Source organism: Frankia sp. EI5c (assembly GCF_001636565.1).
In the GTDB taxonomy this organism is placed as follows: domain Bacteria; phylum Actinomycetota; class Actinomycetes; order Frankiales; family Frankiaceae; genus Parafrankia.
The window spans coordinates 1-20,152 of the sequence record NZ_LRTK01000053.1 but is presented as its reverse complement, the minus strand read 5'-3'; the positions used below and the strand labels follow the sequence as shown (position 1 = coordinate 20,152).

General features: G+C 71.2%; 14 protein-coding genes and 4 pseudogenes. 6 read left to right on the top strand and 12 right to left on the bottom strand.

Going from position 1 to position 20,152, the window contains the following annotated elements; all coding sequences use genetic code 11:
- Position 1: 1 nt before the first annotated feature.
- From UG55_RS39740 to UG55_RS19745, 9 genes and pseudogenes are all read right to left on the bottom strand, one after another.
- Positions 2-403: pseudogene (locus UG55_RS39740) on the bottom strand (ABC transporter permease); the annotation flags it as partial.
- 29 nt (positions 404-432) lie between these two features.
- Positions 433-2,097 carry an ABC transporter substrate-binding protein gene (locus tag UG55_RS19770; protein ID WP_396230957.1) on the bottom strand — a complete coding sequence of 555 codons (1,665 nt, stop codon included), beginning with the start codon at positions 2,095-2,097 and terminating at the stop codon, positions 433-435.
- A gap of 129 nt (positions 2,098-2,226) precedes the next feature.
- Positions 2,227-3,492, bottom strand: a complete 1,266-nt coding sequence (locus tag UG55_RS19765; RefSeq protein ID WP_083987003.1) for an acyl-CoA dehydrogenase family protein — start codon at positions 3,490-3,492, stop codon at positions 2,227-2,229.
- Positions 3,489-4,760, bottom strand: coding sequence for an LLM class flavin-dependent oxidoreductase (locus UG55_RS19760; RefSeq protein ID WP_242424810.1), 1,272 nt, complete (start codon positions 4,758-4,760; stop codon positions 3,489-3,491). The genes UG55_RS19765 and UG55_RS19760 overlap by 4 nt, the downstream gene beginning before the upstream one ends.
- A pseudogene (locus tag UG55_RS19755) lies at positions 4,760-5,733 on the bottom strand (LLM class flavin-dependent oxidoreductase); the annotation flags it as partial. The gene UG55_RS19760 and the pseudogene UG55_RS19755, both read right to left, overlap by 1 nt.
- Position 5,734: 1 nt before the next feature.
- The coding region (locus UG55_RS39735; RefSeq protein WP_242424809.1) for an LLM class flavin-dependent oxidoreductase at positions 5,735-5,935 on the bottom strand (201 nt) is incomplete at its 3' end.
- A gap of 1,063 nt (positions 5,936-6,998) precedes the next feature.
- A pseudogene (locus UG55_RS39730) lies at positions 6,999-7,336 on the bottom strand (ABC transporter substrate-binding protein); the annotation flags it as partial.
- Position 7,337: 1 nt separating this feature from the next.
- On the bottom strand, positions 7,338-8,231 hold an 894-nt coding region (locus UG55_RS19750), incomplete at its 3' end, for an ABC transporter substrate-binding protein (protein WP_242424808.1).
- 194 nt (positions 8,232-8,425) lie between these two features.
- Positions 8,426-9,178, bottom strand: coding sequence for an ABC transporter ATP-binding protein (locus UG55_RS19745; protein ID WP_083987002.1), 753 nt, complete (start codon positions 9,176-9,178; stop codon positions 8,426-8,428).
- A 156-nt stretch (positions 9,179-9,334) separates the two neighbouring features.
- Here UG55_RS19745 and UG55_RS39725 point away from each other — a divergent pair.
- Together UG55_RS39725 and UG55_RS39720 are read left to right on the top strand one after the other, a co-directional pair.
- Positions 9,335-10,634 (top strand): annotated as a pseudogene (locus tag UG55_RS39725) (ABC transporter); the annotation flags it as partial.
- Between the two features lies 1 nt (position 10,635).
- Positions 10,636-12,127 (top strand): branched-chain amino acid ABC transporter ATP-binding protein/permease (locus UG55_RS39720; RefSeq protein ID WP_242424806.1); only part of this gene is annotated, 1,492 nt, incomplete at its 5' end.
- Between the two features lie 63 nt (positions 12,128-12,190).
- Here UG55_RS39720 and UG55_RS19735 read toward each other — a convergent pair.
- A complete protein-coding gene (locus UG55_RS19735; RefSeq protein WP_066071343.1) occupies positions 12,191-13,354 on the bottom strand; it encodes an alkaline phosphatase PhoX in 1,164 nt (387 codons plus the stop codon).
- Between the two features lie 437 nt (positions 13,355-13,791).
- Between UG55_RS19735 and idi the strand changes: the two genes are divergently transcribed.
- The 4 genes from idi (at position 13,792) to UG55_RS19715 (ending at position 17,860) form a co-directional block, all read left to right on the top strand.
- Entirely contained in the window at positions 13,792-14,472 is a 681-nt protein-coding gene (gene idi, locus UG55_RS19730; RefSeq protein WP_199865201.1) for an isopentenyl-diphosphate Delta-isomerase, read from the top strand.
- 271 nt (positions 14,473-14,743) lie between these two features.
- A partial coding sequence (locus UG55_RS19725) for an acyl-CoA dehydrogenase family protein (RefSeq protein WP_396230956.1) occupies positions 14,744-15,876 on the top strand: 1,133 nt, incomplete at its 5' end.
- 137 nt (positions 15,877-16,013) lie between these two features.
- Positions 16,014-17,180 (top strand): acyl-CoA dehydrogenase family protein, encoded by a 1,167-nt coding sequence (locus UG55_RS19720; RefSeq protein ID WP_066071334.1) that lies wholly within the window; start codon positions 16,014-16,016, stop codon positions 17,178-17,180.
- 392 nt (positions 17,181-17,572) lie between these two features.
- A complete protein-coding gene (locus tag UG55_RS19715; protein ID WP_066071331.1) occupies positions 17,573-17,860 on the top strand; it encodes a hypothetical protein in 288 nt (95 codons plus the stop codon).
- Positions 17,861-17,875: 15 nt separating this feature from the next.
- Here UG55_RS19715 and UG55_RS19710 read toward each other — a convergent pair whose 3' ends face one another.
- Together UG55_RS19710 and UG55_RS19705 are read right to left on the bottom strand one after the other, a co-directional pair.
- The gene (locus UG55_RS19710) at positions 17,876-18,955 is read right to left on the bottom strand and encodes an acetamidase/formamidase family protein (RefSeq protein ID WP_066071328.1); all 1,080 of its coding nucleotides are present in this window, start codon (positions 18,953-18,955) and stop codon (positions 17,876-17,878) included.
- Between the two features lie 111 nt (positions 18,956-19,066).
- Positions 19,067-19,828 (bottom strand): GPP34 family phosphoprotein, encoded by a 762-nt coding sequence (locus UG55_RS19705; protein ID WP_066071474.1) that lies wholly within the window; start codon positions 19,826-19,828, stop codon positions 19,067-19,069.
- Positions 19,829-20,152: the final 324 nt, after the last annotated feature.

Genomic DNA, 20,152 nt, shown 5'->3' with positions numbered 1-20,152 from the left:
NGGCCGGCCGCCACCGCACGTACGAGGCCAGGTAGGCCAGTGCCGTCCCGGCCAGCAGCGCGAGAACGGCGGCGCACAGGCTCAGGGTGACGGTGATGCTCAGCCGTTCGCTGATCAGGTGGGCGACCGGCTGCTGTTTGGCGATGGACTCACCGAAGTCGCCGTGCAGGAAACCCCACAGGTCGGACAGATACTGCTCCAGGATGGGCCGGTCCAGCCCGTATCTGGCCTTCGCGGTGTGCAGTTCCGCGGGGGAGAGTTTGTCCGTCTCGATTCCCGCCGCTCCCAGCTGCAGAGCGACCGGGTCGCTCGGGAGCAGGTAAAGAATCGCGAAGGTCACGGTGTAGGCAGCCCAGAGCACTCCGAGTGCCTGCGCGAACCGACCGAGGACGTACCGGGTCATCGTCTCCGCCTTCTCTCCCCCGCGGCCGGCTACTGCTGCTTCCAGACGTCGTTGAGCTTCAGGAAGCTCTCGGACGTGAAGGCGAACCCCTGGACGGCCTTGCTGACTCCGGCGTACTGCACCCGCTCGAACCACGGGTAGACGACGCCCTTGTCGATGAGCAGGCTCTGCAGGTCGGCGTAGGCCACCTTGCGCTGCGCGTCATCGGTGGTCTCGCGCGCCTTGGTGAACAGCGCCTTGATCTCCGTCTGGACGTCCGGGGTCGACGCGTTCGTCGCCAGCGCCTTGGAGTTGGCGTAGTCGGGGTCGAGGATGAACTGCAGCGCCCCCGGGTCGGCGCGGGTGAAATAGCTCGAGGTGAGGTCGTACTCGCCGTTCTTGAGCACCGCCGGGAGCTCCGCCCCGGTGACCACCTTGATCTGCAGCTCGATACCGACCTGCTTGAGCACGTCCTGGATCAGCTCGGCGCCCCCCGCGAACTGGGTGGTGGTGGGCAGCAGCAGGGAGAGCTTCCTGCCGTCCTTGAAGCGGTAACCGCCCTCGCCCACCTTCCAGCCGGCGGCCTCGAGCAGCTTGGCCGCGCCCTGGGGGTCGTGACGCAGCTTGTCGCTCTGCGGCGCGAAGAACGGGGTGGTGGAGTCGAAGGCACCGGCGACGAGCGGGTAGTCCGAGCCGAAGATCGTCTTCGCGTAGGTCTCCAGGTCGAATGCCTTGTAGAGCGCCCGGCGGACGTCGAGTTCCGCCAGCGGGCGACCGGCGGCGGTGTTCGGGTAGAAGGCGCTGGCCACCCCGGGCAGCGGCCGGGACTCCAGCACGTTGCCGGACTTCTTGATCAGCTCCCGGTCCTCGGCCGTGATCGGGTTACGCGGCCAGGCGATGTCGATCGCCCCGCTGATCAGGTTGCCGATCCGGACGCTGTCCTCGGCCACATAGCTGAACTCCACCGAGTCGAGGTGGGCCGCGCCGGTGTTCTCCGACAGCGCCGATCCCCAGTTGTAGTCCGCTCGCCGGGTGATTCTGGTGAGCTCGTTCGGCTTGTAGCTCTCCAGGGTGAACGGCCCGGAGGCGGTGTAGTCGCCGAGGCAGCGCTCCTTGGCGGTCTTCTTGTACGAGTCCGGCGAGATGATCGCCAGGTTCGTCGTCGAGCTCGCCTGCAGGAACGACGAGTTCGGCGCCGAGAAGACGACCTTGACGGTGAGCGGGTCCACCACCTCGCTGTGGTCGTAGCCGAGGATGTAGCTGGCTCCGTAGGTCGAGCCGCCGGTCTCCTTCACCACGGCCTGCGCTCCGTCGAGGTTGACCTTGACGGCGGCGGCGTCCAGCTTGGCGCCGTCACTGAAGGTGACACCGTCACGCAGGTGGAAGGTGTACTCCTTGCCGTCGGCGCTGATCTCCCAGCTCTCGGCCAGCCACGGCTTGATCTCACCGGTCTTCGGGTCCTGGTCGGTGAGCGAGTCCGCGAGGTTGCGGATGACCGTGCGGTGCTCGATCCAGTAGGTCTGGAACGGGTCCAGGCAGGTGAAGGACGGATTGTCCGGCCAGAAGGCGACTTTCAGAGTTCCGCCCGCTACCGGCTCACCCCCCGCGGGGGCCGCGCCGGCCTCGTCACCCGAGGAACCGCACGCAGTCAGACCCAGCGCTGCCGTGACGGCCAGGGCTGTCGCGGCAATGCCGCGCCGGGACACGCGTCTCATCATTGAATACTTTCTTTCTCGTGCTTTCGCGGGAACTTTCATGGAAAAATCGCGGAGAACTTCTCCGGGAGATTCGTGCGGATTCTCGGGCGGATCAACCTGCGGAGAGTGGCCGGCTCCCGCGGAGGACTACTGGCCCAGCAGCCGGCGGCCGGCCGCCAGCAGGGCGGTGTCCTCCTGCGGTGGGTGGACCCGCACGCACAGGACGTCACGAAGGAGCCGCTCGAAGGGCAGGTGCCGGGTCAGGCCCGGGTTGCCCAGCGCCGCGACCGCGGTGTTCACCGCCGCGATCACCGAGCGGGCGATCTGGATCTTCAGCAGCGACAGCTGCGGCAGGTGGGTGGTGTCCCCGGCCTCGATCCGCAGTAGCGCGCCGAACAGGAGCGTCTCCGCCTGCGCGATCTGCGCGTCGATCTCGCCCGCGACCGTCTGGATCCGCTCCGTCGTCGCGATCGGGCGGCCCAGTGCGGTGGGCACCCGCTCGCGGGCGTACTGGACGAAGGCGCTGCGTGCGGCCCGGGCGACCCCGATGTAGAGCGCCGGGTGGCCGAAGGCGTGCACCGACGCCGCCATCGCCGGGTCCCGGTACACGCCGTCCGGCCCGCGCGGGATCTCGATGAACGCGTCGGCCGGCACCTCCACGTCCGTGTACCGCACGTCGTGGGTGTTGGACGCCCGCAGGCCCAGATGGTCCCAGGTGTCGATCCAGGTGATGCCGGGCAGATCGCCCGGGACGATCACATGGCCGACCCGCGGCCGCTCGGGGTCGCCGCCGGGCTCGTCGGCGACCGCCCACACCACGTGGTAGGCGAGCGCGGTGCCCCCGGTGGCGTACGCCTTGCGGCCGTTGAGCACCCAGCCGTCGGCGGTGCGCCTCGCCGTGGTCTTCGGCAGGCCGCCGCGGGCCGGGGCGCCGAGCTCCGGCTCGGCCCGCACCGCGTTGGCCAGCGCCGGGCCTTCGAGGCCGCGGCGCAGGTACTCGGCGTAGTAGGCCGCCGGCCAGTGGGACGCGAGCGCCTGCCCCTGGTGGGTCCCCAGGTTGTTGGCGGCCAGCAGCCCCACCGAGGCGTCGCCCTCGCCGATCGCGATCAGGATGCGGGCGGCGTCCAGCGGCCCCACCCCGGGCCCGCCGTAGCGGGCGGCGACCGTCGCGGTCAGCAGCCCGGCGCGGTGCGCGGCCTCCAGTCCGCGCACCGGGATCTCGCCGGTGCGGTCGTACTCCGGTGCGGCCGCGGCGATCTCGGCGGTCACCGCGGCCAGCGCCGCCGGTGACAGGTCGGGCACAGGCAGCCTGACGACAGCCGCCTCGCTGGAAGCGGCGCCGGGCCCACCCCGCTCGGACACACCGACGTCCTGCCCGCTGGGGGCGTGCTCCTCCCCCACCACCGCCGTCATCGGGTGCCTGCCAGCGAGGCCAGGTCGAAGTCCGGTGCCAGCGCCCCCGGATGCTCGGCCTGCAGGGTGCCGCGCTGCCCGGTCGCGGCGCGGTGCGCGAGCTCCTGCCGGACGAGTGGCAGCACATAACGGCCGTAGTCGATGGCGTCGGCGAGGGTGTCGTAACCCCGGATCGACACCAGGCTGGCGCCCTGGTCGACGTAGTCGAGGATCGCTGCGGCCACCGTCTCCGGGCTGCCCACCAGCGCGGTCGACGCCCCGGCGGCGTTGGTGGCGGCGGCGGTGCGCGTCCACAGCGCGCGGTCGTAGACGTCCGAGCGGCTGGCGAACGCCAGGGCCCGCTGCGAGCCGACGTTCTGCGGCGTGGTCCCGAGGTACTTCTTGTGGAAGGAGCCGGCGTTGTAGGTCTTCTCGATCTTCGCCACGTACTCGTGGGCTTTCTCCCAGGCCAGTTTGTCGGTCTGGGCGATGATCGGCCGGAAGGTCACCCAGATGCGCGGGCGGTCGGTCCGGCCGGCGGCGGCGGCGATGCCGTTCACCCGGTCGATCTCGGCGCGCAGGTCGGCGAGCGGCTCGCCCCAGAAGCTGAAGATGTCCGCCTTCGCGCCGCCGACCTGGAAGGCCGCATCCGACTGGCCGCCGATCGAGATCGGGATGCTCTCCCCGTACGGCGCGAAGCCGGGCCCGAAGTCGTCGAACCGGTAGAACTCGCCCTGATGGCTGAACGCACTGGTCTCCGTCCAGGCCCGGCGCAGCAGGTCGATGAACTCGCGGGTGCGGTCGTAGCGGCGGTCCTTGGGCAGGTAGTCGCCCTGGCGGGCCTGCTCGGCGTCGCTGCCGCCGGAGATGATGTGGACGACGGCCCGGCCGGAGGTGAGCTGGTCCAGTGTCGCGAGCTGCTGCGCGGCGACCAGCGGGAAGACGGTGTTCGGCCGCAGCGCCACGATCGGCCGCAACCGCTCGGTGAGCTGGCCGACCGCCGAGGCGAGCACGAAGGAGTCGGCGCTGCTGGAGCCGTACGGCAGCAGGGTGTAGTCGTAGCCGGATTCCTCCAGCCAGCGCACATACCGCCGGAAGTACGGCAGGTCGATGCCGCGGCTGGGGACCGGATTCAGCTCCGTCGACGGGTTGAGGTGCGACAGGCTGATGAACTCGACCTGCGGAGACGCCGTCGCGGGAATGGCGGCGGAGACGGAACCGGAGACGGCCGGCGAGGACGCCTGCGGCGGCGGCGCGGTGGGGCCGGTGGGGTCGGTCGGGCCGGTCATCACGCCACCGGCCCGGCGGCCGACGCGGCGAGCGCGAGCTCGGGCGTGCGGTCGAGGCCCGCGTCCTCGGGAACTATCTCACCGCGCCGGCCGGTCGCTTCGCGGTGCGCGAGCTCCTGGCGGACGAGCGGAATCAGGTAGCGGGTGTAGTCGAGCGCGTCGTTGAAGTTGTCGTAGCCGCGGATCGAGATCAGCTCCGCGCCGAGGTCGACGTAGTCCAGGATCGCCGCGGCTACTGTCTCCGGCGTGCCGACCAGCGCGGTCGACGCCCCGGTGGCGTTCGTCGCGGCCGCCGGGGCCGTCCACAGGGCGCGGTCGTGCAGCTCGCCGGCGGCGGCCGCCGCGAGCAGCCGCTGTGATCCGACGTTCGGGGGTGGCGCCTTCAGATCGGTGCGGAACGCGGCCGCGGCCGTGCTGGTGCTGCGCAGCACCCCCAGGATCCGGGCGGCCTTCTCCCAGGCCAGCTCGTCGGTCGCGGCGATGATCGGCCGGAAGGTCACCCAGATCCGCGGAGTGTCGGTGCGCCCGGCGAGACGCGCCTGCTCGGTCACCGCGTCGATCTGCTGCTTCGTCTCCCTCAGCGGCTCACCCCACAGGCCGAAGATGTCGCCGAGCGCGCCACCGACCCGGTACGCCTCCGCCGACGAGCCACCGACGGACACCGGGATCGTCCCGTTCGTCGGGCGGACCGCGGAGACGAAGTCCTCGAACGAGTAGTAGGTGCCGGCATGGTCGAAGGGCTCGGTCGAGCTCCAGACCCGGCGCAGGATGCCGATGTACTCGGCCTGCCGGGCGTAACGCTCCTCCTTGCCCAGCCGGTCGCCCTCGCGGGCCTGCTCGTGATCACTGCCACCGGCGATGAAGTGCACCACCACCCGGCCGCCGCTGAGCTGGTCGACGGTCGCCAGCTGCTTGGCCGCGACGGTCGGGTACATCGTGTTCGGACGCAGCGCGATGATCGGCCTGAGTCGCTNGGTGCACTGCGTCACGGCCGCCGCCACGGTGAACGGGTCGTGGCCGCCCGAGTGATACGGAACCAGCGTGTAGTCGAAGCCGCCCTCGTCGAGCAACCGCGAGTACCGCTTCAGATAGGACGCGTCCAGACCCGTCAGTCGCAGCTGGTTCAGCTCGTTGGACGGATTGACGTTGATGGCGCTGATGAACTCGACGGTCACGAGGTACCTCCGCGGGGCGGGACAACTGGTCCGCACCGAGACGAACGGCCGCAGAAGACGGCCGGGGGACGATGAGCCGGCCGGTGGGCCGGGCTCTGCCCGGTGGCGGATCCGGGATGGATGGACTGGTCAGCCGGCCCGGTGGCGCCGCCTCCGGAGGCGGTGATGACGGCTCGCCCGGCTTGGCGATCAGTCAGGAGCCCGACCGGCGTCCGGCCGGGGCCGAAAACCATGATCGGCGCCGGTGTGCCCGTCTGATCACGCAGCGGGGTCATGGCGCGGCGTGACGATGAGTGGTCGTGTCGACAGGGCATGTCACCGGGCTGGGGGCGGTTCCCCTCACCCGTTCGGGGGACCGCCGGCCCGGGCCCGGACCGCCCCCCCCCGATGGAAACCGGTCCGGACTCCGGTGCGGGCCCGATCACCTGGTCCGGCACCCCGGCGACCGCCCCGGCACTCCGGCACTCCGGCACTCCGGCGATGCGGCGGGGTGAGCGAGGTGATCCCCGGTGGACCTGAGCCACCGCAGGCCAGCAGCACCAGCCGGCAGGACCGGCTCGTCCCGGTGGTGGGCTGGTCTTCAGCGCCGCGGCCGACGCCAGGCGAGCAGGCCGGTCAGCAGGGGCGACAGCAGGCTGAGGTCAGAATTCCGAAATCGACGAACCGCCGCCGGGTCAGCACCTGCCCGGGCACCGAGAGACGCACCGGCCGGCAGCTGACCGCGGGCGCACGGCTCGGCCCGCGTGCTTCCCCCCCTGGGCTCCCTGACATGTCCACCAGAATGGTGGGAAATACCGGCGCTGTCGAGATCCGATCGCCGATCACAGTGATAAGAGATCCTGATAGATCCTCTTGTCTGCCCAGGCCGGGCGTCCCGCCGGCCCTCCGCGGGCACCCGTGGGCGTCCCGCCGGCCCTCCGCGGGCGCACCGCCGCAGCGGGGCAGAGCACGACCGCGGCGCCACCGAACCATCTCGGGGCGCCGCGGGGGGAGTTTCGTCCGGGCCGGTTGCCGGGCCTGCCGATCAGAGATCAGCCACCAGCACGGCAACCGGCCGACGGGGTCATGAGGCTGCCGTGAGCTCCTTCGCGGTTCCGAACTCGCGGAACTTGCCGTCCCAGGTGATCTCACCGTCGCGCACATGCGCGGTGGTGTAGGCGGAGTTGTAGATCGCGGCATAGGGCAGGGTGCTGGCGGTGGAGAAGTCGATGGGCGGGGTCAGCCCGCCGGTCTCCACCTTGTTCAGCTTCCGGATTCCCGCCAGGACGGAGGCTCTGTCCACAGTCTCGATCGAGGATGCCACCTGCGCGAAGATCTTGACACCGAGCCAGCTGTTCAGGCTGAGCTCGTCGACCTTCCCGCCAGCCTCGTAGGCCTTGATGTCCTCGTTGAACTGCTTCCNGTAGGCGCTGGAGGTGTCCCAGGCCGGCGGCAGGACGAGACCGACCGTGAGCGGGCCACCCGCGCCCATGCTGGTGAGCTGGTCCTTGTCGAACGCGCTGCCGGCAAAGGCGACGGTGCCGTCGTACCCCGTCGCGCGCAGCGCCTTCACGGCGACGCTGGTCTGCGCGGCGAAGGTCAGCCACACGACCGCGTCCGGCTTGTTCTGCGTCGCCTGCTGGGCCGGGGCGCTCAGGTCCGCGGTGGACGGCGCGAGCTGGACGTTGTTGACGACCTCGACTCCGGCCTCGCGGAAGACGTCGCCCACCGTCTTGCGGATGACGTCGGCGGTGGGGATGTCGAGTGTGACGAGACCGACCCGCTTCGCCCCGCTGGACGCGACGTCCTGGGCCAGGCCGTGGAAGCCGACGACGACGGCGCCGTTGACGTTGAATGCCAACGGGTTGGTGAGGTCGAAACTAGACACGGGGTACTGCCCGATGATCGGCATCTGGGCGGCCTCGATCTGGGCCTTCGAGGCGTCGTGGTAGTTGTCCGACCCGCCGGCGATCGCCACGATGCTCTTGTCCGCGAGGATGTCGCGGAAGCAGTTCGCCGAGTCCGTCCCGTTCTGGTGGTTGTCACAGAGCTTCAGTTCCAGCGGCCGGCCGCCGATGCCGCCGCCCGCGTTGATCGCGCGGACGGCCGCCCTGGCCCCGGTCGCGTACTCCGGATTACTGCTCACGCCGCCGCTGAAGCCGCCGATCGCGGCGATTCTGATCGGCTCCCCCGTCAGACCGCCGGATAAGTCGGTGGCCTCCCCCTCGTCCCCGCCGCCACAGGCGGCCAGTGCCACCATGAGTGACAGGACGGCGACCAGCGCCGCCGCGGTTGTCCTTGCGGTTCTCGTCAACATTCAGATCCTCATTTCCGTGATCCAGATTTCCGTGATCCAGCGAAAATCGCTTGTCGGGTCGGTTCCGGGCAGCACGAAGACGCTCCGCGGCTGCGCTGCGCGCAGATTCGGCATCCGGTTCGGATGCCGACTCGAAGGCCGACTCGAAGGCCGTTCCGGGAGCTTTGCGAGTGATGTCCTTTTTGGCGTACCGGTCAGGAAAGGTAACGGGCCGCCAGGCCGTCCAGATCGGTCAGCCAGCGACTCGCGGTCCCTTCGTCGACAATCTCGCCGCGGCTCATGACATAGGCGCGGTCCGCTCGGCCGAGCACCGACCGGGCGTTCTGCTCGACCACGAGGACCGCGACGCCGCGGTCGGCGATCGACCGGACGGTATCGAGTAGGCGCTCACGTACCAGCGGCGCCAGGCCGAGCGACAGCTCGTCGATGAGCAGCAGACGCGGGCCGCGGGCAAGGGCCAGAGCAAGCGCCAGCATCTGCTGCTCACCCCCCGACAGCAGGGCGGCGCGGTGACGGGAACGCGCCGCGAGACTCGGGAAGAGCTCGATCGAGTCCGCGCCGCCCCGGACGAGACGCAGCGACTGCCGGACGGTCAGGCCGGGGAAGATGTGCCGCTCCTCCCCCATGAACGACACCCCCTGCCGGCAGCGCCGGTAGACGGGCACGCGGTTGCACGGCGTCCCGAACAGCAGGATCTCGCCACTGGTCGGCCGGCGGTAGCCGGCGAGGGTTCGCAGCAGGGTGGTCTTGCCGGCGCCGTTCGGGCCGAGAAGGGCCACCACCTCACCCGGGCGCACCTCGATGTCGATGTCGCGCAGCACCGGTATCCGCCCGTAGCCGGCCGCGAGCCCACGGGTCTCGATCGCGGGTGGGATACCGGAACTCGCCGAATGCGCGGGCGGGTCACCGGGAACTGTCGCCACACCATTCGGAGCACCTTCACCCATACGTGATCCTCCGTACCCTGAGAGTAAGCAGCCGCGACTACCGCATTGGCTCGCAAAAGACCACCCCGAGACCGGTGGCATCCGCCGCCCGCCGCGGCCGGACAGGGTCTTGCGAGTAAGCGCTCACGAGCTTACGCTGCTGATCCAGGGTCCGCAATGGCCTTCGCAGCGACGGACGAGGCGAATGCGCAGGACCAATCGGCGATCACTCGTTCCTATGTCCCTGGAGGCTCCATGGATCTGCGATCCGTCCTGCAGTTCGCCTTATTAGGCCTCGGTGTCGGCGGCGTCTACGCGGTTAGTGCGGTCGGTATCGTGGCGATCCACCGTGGGTCACGGACAATCAACTTCGCGCACGGGGGCATTGCGCTGTGGGGCGCCCTCGTGTTCTACTGGCTCCGCGACGACCACGACATGCCGGCCGTTCCGGCGGCATTCATCACGCTGCTCGGAGCGGCCTTGTTCGGCGCTCTGGTATACCTGCTCGTCATACGGTTCGTCCGCCACCGGACGCAGCTCTCGCGAATGGTGGCGACGCTCGGCCTCCTCGGCCTTCTCATCGGCCTGGCGCACTCGGTGTTCGGCAACGCGACGCGGGTGCCCGACAGTTCCTTCCCCGCCGGCGGCGTGGACGTCCTCGGCCAGACGATCCCGTCCGAGCGGTTCATCATCTTCGCCATCGCGGTGGTGGTCGTGCTGTTGCTGGCCTTCTGGTCGGCGACCGCCCGGCTGCCCCTGATGACCAGGGCGATGGCGGAGCACGAGTCCGCCGCGCAGGCGCTCGGCGCCTCGCCGCACCTGCTGGGCAGCCTCAACTGGGCGCTCGGGTCGGCGCTGGCCGCAGCCGGCGGCATCCTCGTCGCGCCCATCGTGGGTCAGTTCGACACCGCGATGGTCACCGTGATGGCCTTCGCCCTCGCGGCGGCGCTGCTCGGCCGCTTCGACAGCTACCTGCTGGCGCTCGCCGGGGGCGTCGCCCTCGGCGTCGGCGAAAGCGTCGTCACCCATCTGGTCGCCGAGCACGTGCCGGCACGGTTCCAGCTCGGCTGGCCGCAGACTGTGCCCTTCGTCGCCGTGATGGCGATTCTCGTGCTGCGCCGGGACCCCGCGAGCAACCGCCTGCCCGCGGTTCCCGCCGCACCGGTCGCCGCCGGACTGTTCCGGCCCGTCCCGGCGGCCGTCGCGCTCGTCGCGGCAGTCGCGGTGCTGCTGCTCGGAGATGCCCGCTGGCAGGATGCGGCGACCCTGTCGATCATCTTCGGGATCCTGGTGCTGTCCCTGGTCATCCTCGTCGGCTACGCCAACCAGATCAGCCTCGCGCACATGACGGTCGCCGGCCTGGGCGCCTACGCGGCCGTCCGGCTCGACCTGGACATCCGGCTGCCCTTCGTGCTCGCGCCGGTCGCCGGGGCCGCCGTGGGAGCACTGGCCGGCCTGCTCGTCGGCCTGCCCGCGCNGCGGGTCCGCGGCATCAACCTCGCCATCCTCACCATGGGCATGGCCGTCGCGGTCTCCGGTGTGCTCTTCGACAGCAGTCACTACACCGGGGGGATCACCGGCTCGCAGCCCCACCCGCCGACCATCTTCGGTCTTGAGGTGGACGCGGCGCGCCATCCCGAGCGATACGGCTTCGTCGCCCTGTGCTGGCTGGTGGTCGCGGCCTGTCTGGTGGCCGCCGTCCGCCGGTCCGGCCTCGGGCGGCGGCTGCTCGTGGTGCGGACGAACGAACGCGCCGCCGCGTCCGTCGGGGTGAACGTCGCCCGGGCGAAGCTGTCCGCCTTCGTGATCTCCTCCGCGATGGCCGGAGCCGCCGGTGTCCTGCTCGGTTTCCGCAACTCCTCGGTGACCTTCACACAGTTCTCGTTCATGGAATCGATCAACCTGGTGAGCCTCGCCGTCATCGCGGGCGTCACCTCGATCACGGGCGGGCTGCTCGGCGGCGTGCTGGCCTTCGGCGGCCTGGTCTACCTGGCCATCGCCCGGCTGCACATCGGTTTCATCACCGAGAACTACGCGACGATCTTCGGCGCGGCGCTGGTCGTGACGGTGCTCGCGCACGAGAACGGGGTGGCCTGGCACCGGCGCTTCCAGCATGATCCGGCGCCGGTCCCGGAAGGAGAGCAGCCGGCCCGGGCCGGTGCTCCGCTGGAGACGGTGGACGTGTCGGTCCGCTTCGGCGGAGTCGCGGCCGTCCAGGACGTCACCCTGCGCGCGTTGCCCGGTTCGGTGACCGGGCTGGTGGGCCCGAACGGCGCCGGCAAGACCACCCTGCTCGACGCGATCGGCGGGTTCGCGGCCACGCACAGCGGCCAGGTCTCACTCGGTGGCAGCTCGCTGAACAGTGCCGGCGCCGACGCCCGGGCCCGCGCCGGGCTCGGGCGGGTCTTCCAGGCCGGTGAGCTGTTCGAGGATCTCACCGTCGCGCAGAACCTGCGCGTCGCGGCGGAGAACGCCGGCCGCACCGACGGGCGGCTGCCCGCGCCGGCACGCGCGGCACTGGAGCGTTTCGGGCTGATCGACGACCTCCCCCGCCTGCCCACCGAGCTGCCGATGGCGAAGCGGCGTCATGTGGGCATCGCCCGCGCCCTCGCCAGCAATCCCGCCGTCGTCCTGCTGGACGAGCCCGGCGCCGGCCTGTCCATCACCGAGATCGGTGACCTGGCCGCCAACCTGCGCGACCTCGCCCACGACAGCGGGCTCACCGTCCTGGTCGTCGACCACGACATGGCACTGGTGATGTCGGCGTGCGACCGGATCGTCGTGTTGCACCAGGGCCGGGTCCTGGCCGAGGGCACGCCCGAGGAGATTCAGGCCGACGCGGCGGTGCGCGAGGCGTACCTGGGCGAGAGCACGGAGCCGGTCGCCGCCGGGCAGCAGCCCACCATCTCCCCGCAGGTCACAGGAGTGGCGCCCGACCAGCAGGCCACGAGCGGCGTGCCCAGCGCCTGACCCGCGGACGGACAGGACGTGACGCCAGCCTGACGGCGGGCTGGCGTCACCGGGTGCCGCCGCTCAGGTCCGGAACGGCCCGGTCACCTCGAAGGTGATCCCTCCGGATGACGATCCGGTGGTGCCGCGCTGGGAGGAGAAGTAGAGGCGGTTGCCGCTCGGGGAGAAGGCCGGGCCCGTGATCTCGGACGAGCCGTGGCCGGAGAGCCGGAGGATGGGGGCGACCACCTCGGTCGGGGTGATGATGCAGATCTCCAGGTTGCCCCCGTCCTCGGCGACGTAGAGGTCGCCGTAGCTGGAGCCCGTGATGTTGTCGACGCCGGTCAGCGGCGCGGTGCCGGAAACCAGGGAGTCGTCGTAGGTCAGCTCGAACGCGTTGGTGACGCAGTTCAGTTTCCAGACCCGGTTGTCACCCTTGGTGGTCCACCAGACGGTGTTGTTCGCGTAGTGGACGCCCTCGCCACCGTTGAAGTGCTTTGCCGCCGACACCTGGTTGCGGGTCACGGTCGGTGAGCCGTCCGGGTCGGGGACGGTCTGCCAGGTCGCGGTGCCCGAGGTGGCCGACGCCGCGGCGCACAGCACCTCCAGTGTTCCACTCGCGAGGTTGCCCCAGGTGGTGGGCCTGAACCGGTAGAAGCAGCCGCTGCTGTCGTCCTCCGTCAGGTAGATCACCTGACGGACCGGGTCGCAGGCCGCGGCCTCGTGGGCGAAGCGGCCCATCGCGGGCCGGGCCACCGCGCTGGCGCCGGTGGCCGGGTAGGTCTCCCACACCCGCCCGGTGGAGGTCTCCTCGCAGGACAACCAGCTCCCCCAGGGCGTGGCCCCGCCGGCGCAGTTCGAGCTCGTGCCGGCGAGGATGCGCTGCGCGGAGGTGACGGTTCCGGACGAGTTGAAACGGAGCACCGACGCCCCGCCGGACCCGCCGCCGACTTCGGAGTTGGACACGTACATCCACCCGGTGCCGTTGGCGTAACAGGCGCCGCCGTCCGGGGCGCTATGCCACACATAGCTCGTGCCGGGCACCGTCTGGCCGGACCTCGCGACAATTCTGCTGGTGAACCCGGACGGCAGCTGAACGCCATTGGCGTCCGCCGCCAGAAGCGATCCGTAAGGACTCGTACCAGGCTGCGCCGGCGCCGCCATGGCCACCTCCAGCGCGGTGCCGGAGAACGCCATCACCCCCGCTCCGACGAACGCCGAACGAATAAATGAACGCCGGTCGACCATCAATCCTCCAGAAAGCTGGGCAGCTTTGTCCGCGAGCTACCGAACGCCTCGGAACGATAGTGGCCGCCAAATAGCGCCACCAGCCACGGCAGGATGAACGTTTCGGTCCGCCGGCGAAAATTATCCGAAACATTGCGCTAATACGGCACGTGCTGGGCGCCGCCGGCTCCACCCAGGCCAGGTGGCGTACCGGAGGGCCGGCGAATCCCCCACCACCGGGTTGTCCGCTACCCGACACCCCGCCGCGACGGCTCTCCGCGCGGGCGGCCGGCGGACGACGGCGGGACGACAGCCGGACGACAGACAGGCCGCCGGACCGAGAAGGCTGACCCAGTGCCGCCGGACCACCACCGGCCCCATAATTCTCGCCAACCCTCGGATGACCTCGGTGCGAAAAATCACGCGCCTCCCCGGCACCGCCTGGATAAAATGCCGTCATGGCTACCGCGAATCATCCTGGACCCCAGGACATGATTTCTCGTCCACGTGACTCACACAGGTCGGGCGGGGCGGCAGTAAAGGCACCGGAACTCGTCATCCTGCTCAGTCCCTCCGGCGACGTCGTCGGCACCACCCCGAAGGCGACGGTGCACGGTCCGCAAACCCCCCTGCACCTCGCCTTCTCGTCCTATGTCTTCGACGACCTCGACCGTCTGCTCGTCACGCGGCGGGCTTTGGAGAAGAACACCTGGCCGGGTGTCCTGACCAACACCTGCTGCGGGCACCCGGCACCTGGGGAGGATTTCCGGGAGGCCATAACCCGGCGTCTCGCGGAAGAGCTCGGTCTGCGGGTCGGCCGTATCGATCTGGCACTGCCGGCATTCCGGTACCGCTGCGTGATGGACGACGGAACGGTGGAGAACGAGATCTGCCCGGTCTTCTTCACCCGTGCCTCGGGCCCGTTCCAGATCAATCCGGACGAGGTCGCCGAAGCCTTCTGGATCCCCTGGTCGAAGTTCGTCGAGGATGTCACGAGTGGTGCGCTCGCGATCTCGCCGTGGGCACGGCTGCAGGTGGAGCAGCTGCGCACACTCGGTCCCTCGCCGCGCAACTGGCCGTCCGCGCCCGACGAGCAGCTGCCCCCGGCCGCCCGGCAGAGCAGCCGCCTCGCCAGCTGATCACAGGCTCGCCGGCCGACCAGCCCCGCGCCGTCGTACCGCCCGTTCCCACGGCGGCACGGCGGCGCGGCGGCGTGCGGGGCCAGCCGCGGGACGACGTGCCGGGTCGCCGACTGCGGGACACAGCAGGACCACGGTCCGACAGCGTTTGATTGCCGCGTCGGGGAGGAGCGGCTAGGTTCCGGGCAGCCGAGAGGAGGTGCGATGTCCCGGACCACGACAGCGCTGGACCTGATCGCCGTCGTCGACGACCTCCTGGCTCGCTTCCCCNCGGCCACGACCGACCCGCGCGAGTTCCTGGGCGCGCGGTTCGACGCCGGCCTCGCGTGGGTCTGGGTCGAGCGCGGCCACGGCGGCCTCGGCGCGGAGGCGTCGTCACAGCCGCTCGTCGAGGAGCGCCTCGCCGCCGCCGGCGCGCCGGCGCCGTTCCGGTACAACCCGATCGGCGTCGGGATGGCCGGCCCGACACTGCTCACCCACGGCACCGTCACGCAGCGGTCCGCCTACCTGCGCCCGCTGTTCGCCGGCACCGAGGTCTGGTGCCAGCTGTTCAGCGAACCGTCGGCCGGCTCGGACGTCGCCGGCCTCGCCACCCGCGCCCGGCGCGAGGGCGGCGAGTGGATCGTCGACGGTCAGAAGGTGTGGACGTCCTACGCGCATCTGGCCCGTCGGGGCCTGCTGCTGGCGCGCACCGACCCGGGCCTGCCCAAGCACGCCGGGCTGACCGCCTTCGTGGTCGACATGAACGCGCCAGGTGTCGAGGTCCGCCCGCTGCGTCAGCTGACCGGCGAGGCGGAGTTCAACGAGGTCTTCTTCACCGAGGTGCGCGTACCCGACACGGAGCGGGTCGGCGAGGTCGGCGGCGGCTGGCGGGTGGCCACGACGACGCTCATGAACGAGCGGGTCTCGCTCGGCGGTGGCCTCGGCCGCGGCGGGAGCGAGCCGGGAGCGGTCCTCCTCGACGCCTACCGCGAGGCCGCGGCTCGCGGTGAGGGCGGCCCGGTTCGCCGGGACGAGGCGGTGCGGCTGTGGATCGAGGCCAACGTCAACGCGCTCACCGCCGCCCGGGCGGCCGCCGGGGGGAACCGCGGGCGCCCCGGGCCCGAGGGCTCGGTCCTCAAGCTCACCGGTGCCGAGCACAACCGGCGCGCAGCCGCCTACCTCGTCGACCTGCTGGGCCCCGCCGGGGTCCTCGTCCCGGACTACCGGATGACACGGCCGGATCTTCCCATCGGCAGTACCGGTGCCCGCGACGCGGCCCAGGCGTTCCTGCGCTCACGCGCGAACACCATCGAGGGCGGCACGTCGGAGATCCTGCGCAACATCCTGGGCGAGCGGGTCCTGGGCCTGCCCGGTGACGTGCGGATCGACAGGGCGGTGCCCTGGCGCGACATCCCCCGTTGACCGCACGCCGTCGACCCGCGCCGGAGGCGGGCCGGCGCCGCGCCGGAGGCACCCTCCCCACCGACAGGCCCACCGAACAGCAGCCACCCACAGACCCACCGGAACCGCCCACAGCCGACAGACCCGGGAGGAGCGCCGTGAGCCTCGTGTTCTCCGACGAGCAGGACGACCTGCGCCGCACGGTGCGGACCTTCCTCGACCGCAGCTCGCCCGAATCCGAGGTCCGCCGGCTGATGGAGACCGACGACGGCTACGACCCCCAGGTCTGGCGGCAGATGGCCGAGCAGCTCGGCCTGCAGGGGCTGCACGTGCCCGCGGAGTACGGCGGTGCCGGTTGCGGATACGTCGAGCTCGGCATCGTGCTGGAGGAGATGGGCGCGCGCCTGCTGTGCGCGCCGTTCCTCGCCTCCGCCGTGCTCGCCACGGGCGCGCTGCTGGAGGCGGACGACCCGGCGGCCCGCGCGGAGCTGCTGCCGGGGCTCGTCGACGGCACGGTCATCGGCACCCTGGCCTTCGCGGGCCCGACCGGCAGCCCCGACACGGCACCCGCCGCGGCGCCCGGGGCCGCGGGGGCCGGCCCGTCCTACGGCCCGCTGATCAGCGCCACGCCCGCCCCGGCCGGCGGCGGCTACACCCTGCGCGGGACGCGCCACTTCGTCCTGGACGGCGGGCTGGCCGACCTCCTGCTGGTGACGGCCTGGGCGGAGGGCGGGCTGTCGCTGTTCGCGGTCCGCGGCGACGCACCGGGGCTGATCCGCTCCCGGCTGCCGGTGATGGACCTGACCCGGAAGCAGGCGGATCTGGCGTTCCGGGATACCCCGGCCCAGCTGATCGGCGCCGAAGGCGCCGCCGGCGGTGTCGTCGCGCGGGTTCTCCGGCTCGCCTGCGTGGCGCTGGCGAACGAGGGCGCGGGCGGCGCCCGGGCCGTGCTGGAACAGGCGGTGCGGCACGCGCGGGAACGGATCCAGTTCGGTCGGCAGATCGGGAGCTTCCAGGCCGTGAAGCACCGGTGCGCCGACATGCTGGTCGCGGTCGAAGGGTCCCGGTCGGCCGCCTACCACGCGGCCCGGGTCGCCGCGGCGGGTGACCCGAAGCGGCTGGCCCAGGCCGCGTCGATGGCGAAGGCCTACGTCGGCGAGGCATATTTCTCCGCCGCGGCGGAGAACATCCAGATTCACGGCGGTATCGGTTTCACCTGGGAACATCCCGCCCATCTGTACTTCAAACGGGCGAAGACCTCGGAACTGATGTTCGGTGATCCCGTCCACCACCGGGGCCTGCTGGCCGACCAGTTCGAGCTCTGACCCACAGCCCCACAGCCCCGCCAGTGGGCAGCACGCTGATCGCGCGCATTCTTCAGAACCGCCCCTGAACGCGACCTTTGTCGGGGAGATCGCACCACCGGCCGGTATCCGCGCCACCGCGAAACAGCCGGCCGAAAAAGCGCCCGCGGGGCGGACAACCATGTCCGCCGGACGACATCGCCCGGCCTTTGCTCGCTATCGGGCACAACTTATCGTTGTGTACAACCCCCGCTGGTGACGACGGCAGATTACCGCGCTGACCCCGCTTCCTCCCCGCGGCAGACCTCCAGCCCACACTGGATCTCCGCCGGCGACGGACCGGGAAGTCCCGCGCCAGGAATCACGGACCGGCACCGCCCTGACCTGCCCGTCCGACCGAAGGTAGGGGTCCCGTGGCGACCACCGCACCCACCACACAGGATGCACCCCCGTCCCTGACACTGGCCGCACTGCTGGCGTTCGGCGTTCTCCTTTTCCTGGCCTGCGGCATCATCCTGTACCGCCTCGCCCGCTGGATCATCTTCTCGAAGACCTCCCGCCTACTGATGATCTACGCACTGATCACCATGGCGGTTCTTCTCGGCATCACCGAAAGCCAGGCAGGCAGCATCTCGGATGTTGTCGACCAGATCTCACGAAAAGTGGACGCCGCGCTCGCCGCGGAAAGCGGAAGCCAGTAGGCCGGCATCCCCGCCTCACCAGGCGGGGAAATCCCGCTTGCGGATCAGGCAGTGCACACCCTTCACATCGTCGACGACCTGGCTGACCACGAAGTCCGCGGCGGCCGACAGGTAGCTGTAGGCCACCATCAACGGCACGTCCCGGACCTGCCCCAGCACCCGCAGCGCCTCGCGGACCGCCAGGCGCATGGCCTCGTCGAGATCGGTGTGCAGGCCGACGGCGATCCAGTGTTCCGGGGTCTCACCGAACGGCCCGCCGGGACCGGCGCCGAACGGCGCCGCCTCGGCACCGGTCAGAACGGTGAGGCGCACCGTCGTGCGCAGTGACGCCTCCAGGGCGGTCAGCGACACCTCGCCGTGTCCCTGGGCGAAGTGTGGATCCCCGGTGTAGAAACCGGCGCCCGGGATCTGCACCGGAAGGTAGAGCGCCGTGCCGGTGACCAGGTCACGCACGTCGAGGTTCCCGCCGAACGCCCCGGGCGGAACAGTGCTGAGGGCCTTCTCCCCCACCGGGGTGACCCCGGTGAGGCCCATGAACGGCGCGATCGGGAAGGTGATCTGCCGCCCGGCGCCGTACCGCATCACGGCCTGACCGGCTGTCAGGTCGACCGCGCAGAACTGGCTGTAGCGGTCGACGAGGGTGCCGCCGTCGTCGACGGGCAGCTCGCCGGGCAGCGCGCCCCGGCCGTGCCGGCTGGAGACGAGACCGTAGGGCACCCGCGGGCGCAGCTGGAGGTACTCGACCTTGAGGACGTCGCCGGGCCGGGCCCCCTCGACGTGGACCGGCCCGGTGACCACGTGCGGGCCGTCCAGGCCACGGTGGTGCGTGACCTCCCGGGCGATGTCGATCGCGTCCTGGAGCACCGCCCCCGCGGCCAGGTCGTGCTCCGCCCAGAAGGCGACCGGGTCACGCCCCTGGTCCTCCATCAGCCCCTCGTGGGACACGGTGTCGATGGTGACCGTGGCCCCGGAGACCACCCGCAGCACCGGTTCGGTCGCCGAGGTCGGCAGGCGCCCCCAGGTGACCGTGCTGGGTGACGATGGCAGATAGTGCTGCCCCGGCAGATCGCCGGACCCACACTGCAGGACGGACATGACGCGCTCCCCTGTCGACCGTCCACAACCGGGCCGTCCATGGCCGCACAGCGGTCGAATGGCCCAATCTCATCAGGAAAGCCCACGTCAGGGCCGGTGTAGCGCGCTGTCTCACACCCGCGGGGGCACCCGCGGGGGCACCCGCGGGGGCCGGTACTTCGGCGGGGCCAGGGCCGTGGCGGCGCAACCGGTCAGGGCGACGAGTGCTCTGATCCTGTCCGCGAAGGCCCTGCGTTCACCGGCACTCACCAGCGTGATCACGTTCCCGGCCGCGGCCAGCGCGACGAGCGGCACCAGATCGGGCGCGGCGTCCGACGGACTGACCTCACCACGGAGCACCCGGCCGGCGGCCCGGTTCAGCTCCCGCACCCGCGGCCGCTCCAGCAGAACTACCGCGGAGGTGGGAATCAGCGACAGCAGCTGGCCGCGGGCCACTCGCAGCCAACCGGCCGACTCAAGATCGTCGCGGGTCTCCAGCACCGCGGCCCGGTGGTCGTGATCGATCCAGTGTCCCCAGCTTCTCGGCGTGGGCTCCGAACTGATCTGTCGGAACACCGCGGCGACGAGGGGATCCGCTCGCCCCGCTCCGCCGCGCGGGGTGGGGCCCGTCGCCCCTCCGGAGCCCGGCTCCCGCGGGGTGGGCCCCGTCTCCCCTGGCCTCGCCTCCTGCGACCGCGCACCCTCCGGTGACGTACCCGCGACCCGGACCAGGCCGTGGTCGTCGACCACCCAGCCGTCCGCCTCCAGCTCGGCGAGCGCGGCGGCCCGCAGCGCCCGGCCCAGGTGCCGGTTCGGGTACATCCGGTCCTTCTCCAGGTTGTAGGCCAGGAGATAGAGCTTCGCGGGCAACGAGGTCAGCAGCTGTGGTTCCACACAGATGTGCATACACAGCCTCACCCGGAACGCCAGTCCGGCAGACGACACCGTCTCGGTGCGTCGTGATCGGCCGAATGCCTCAGCTGACGGCCGCGGGCGGCGCTGACGGCCGCGGGTGGCCGCAGCCGGGCGCGGGCGGGTGCGGGTGCGGGCGGGGTGCGGGTGCGGGTGCGGGTGCGGGCGGGGCGGGTGCGGGTGCGGGCGGGGCGGGCGGGGCGGGCGGGGCGGGGGGGGGGGGGGGGGGGGGGCGGGCGGGTGATCTGACGGTGGCGGTCAGCGTTTCGGGTGCCGGCGCGGGTGTGGCGATGCGGCGACTGAAGA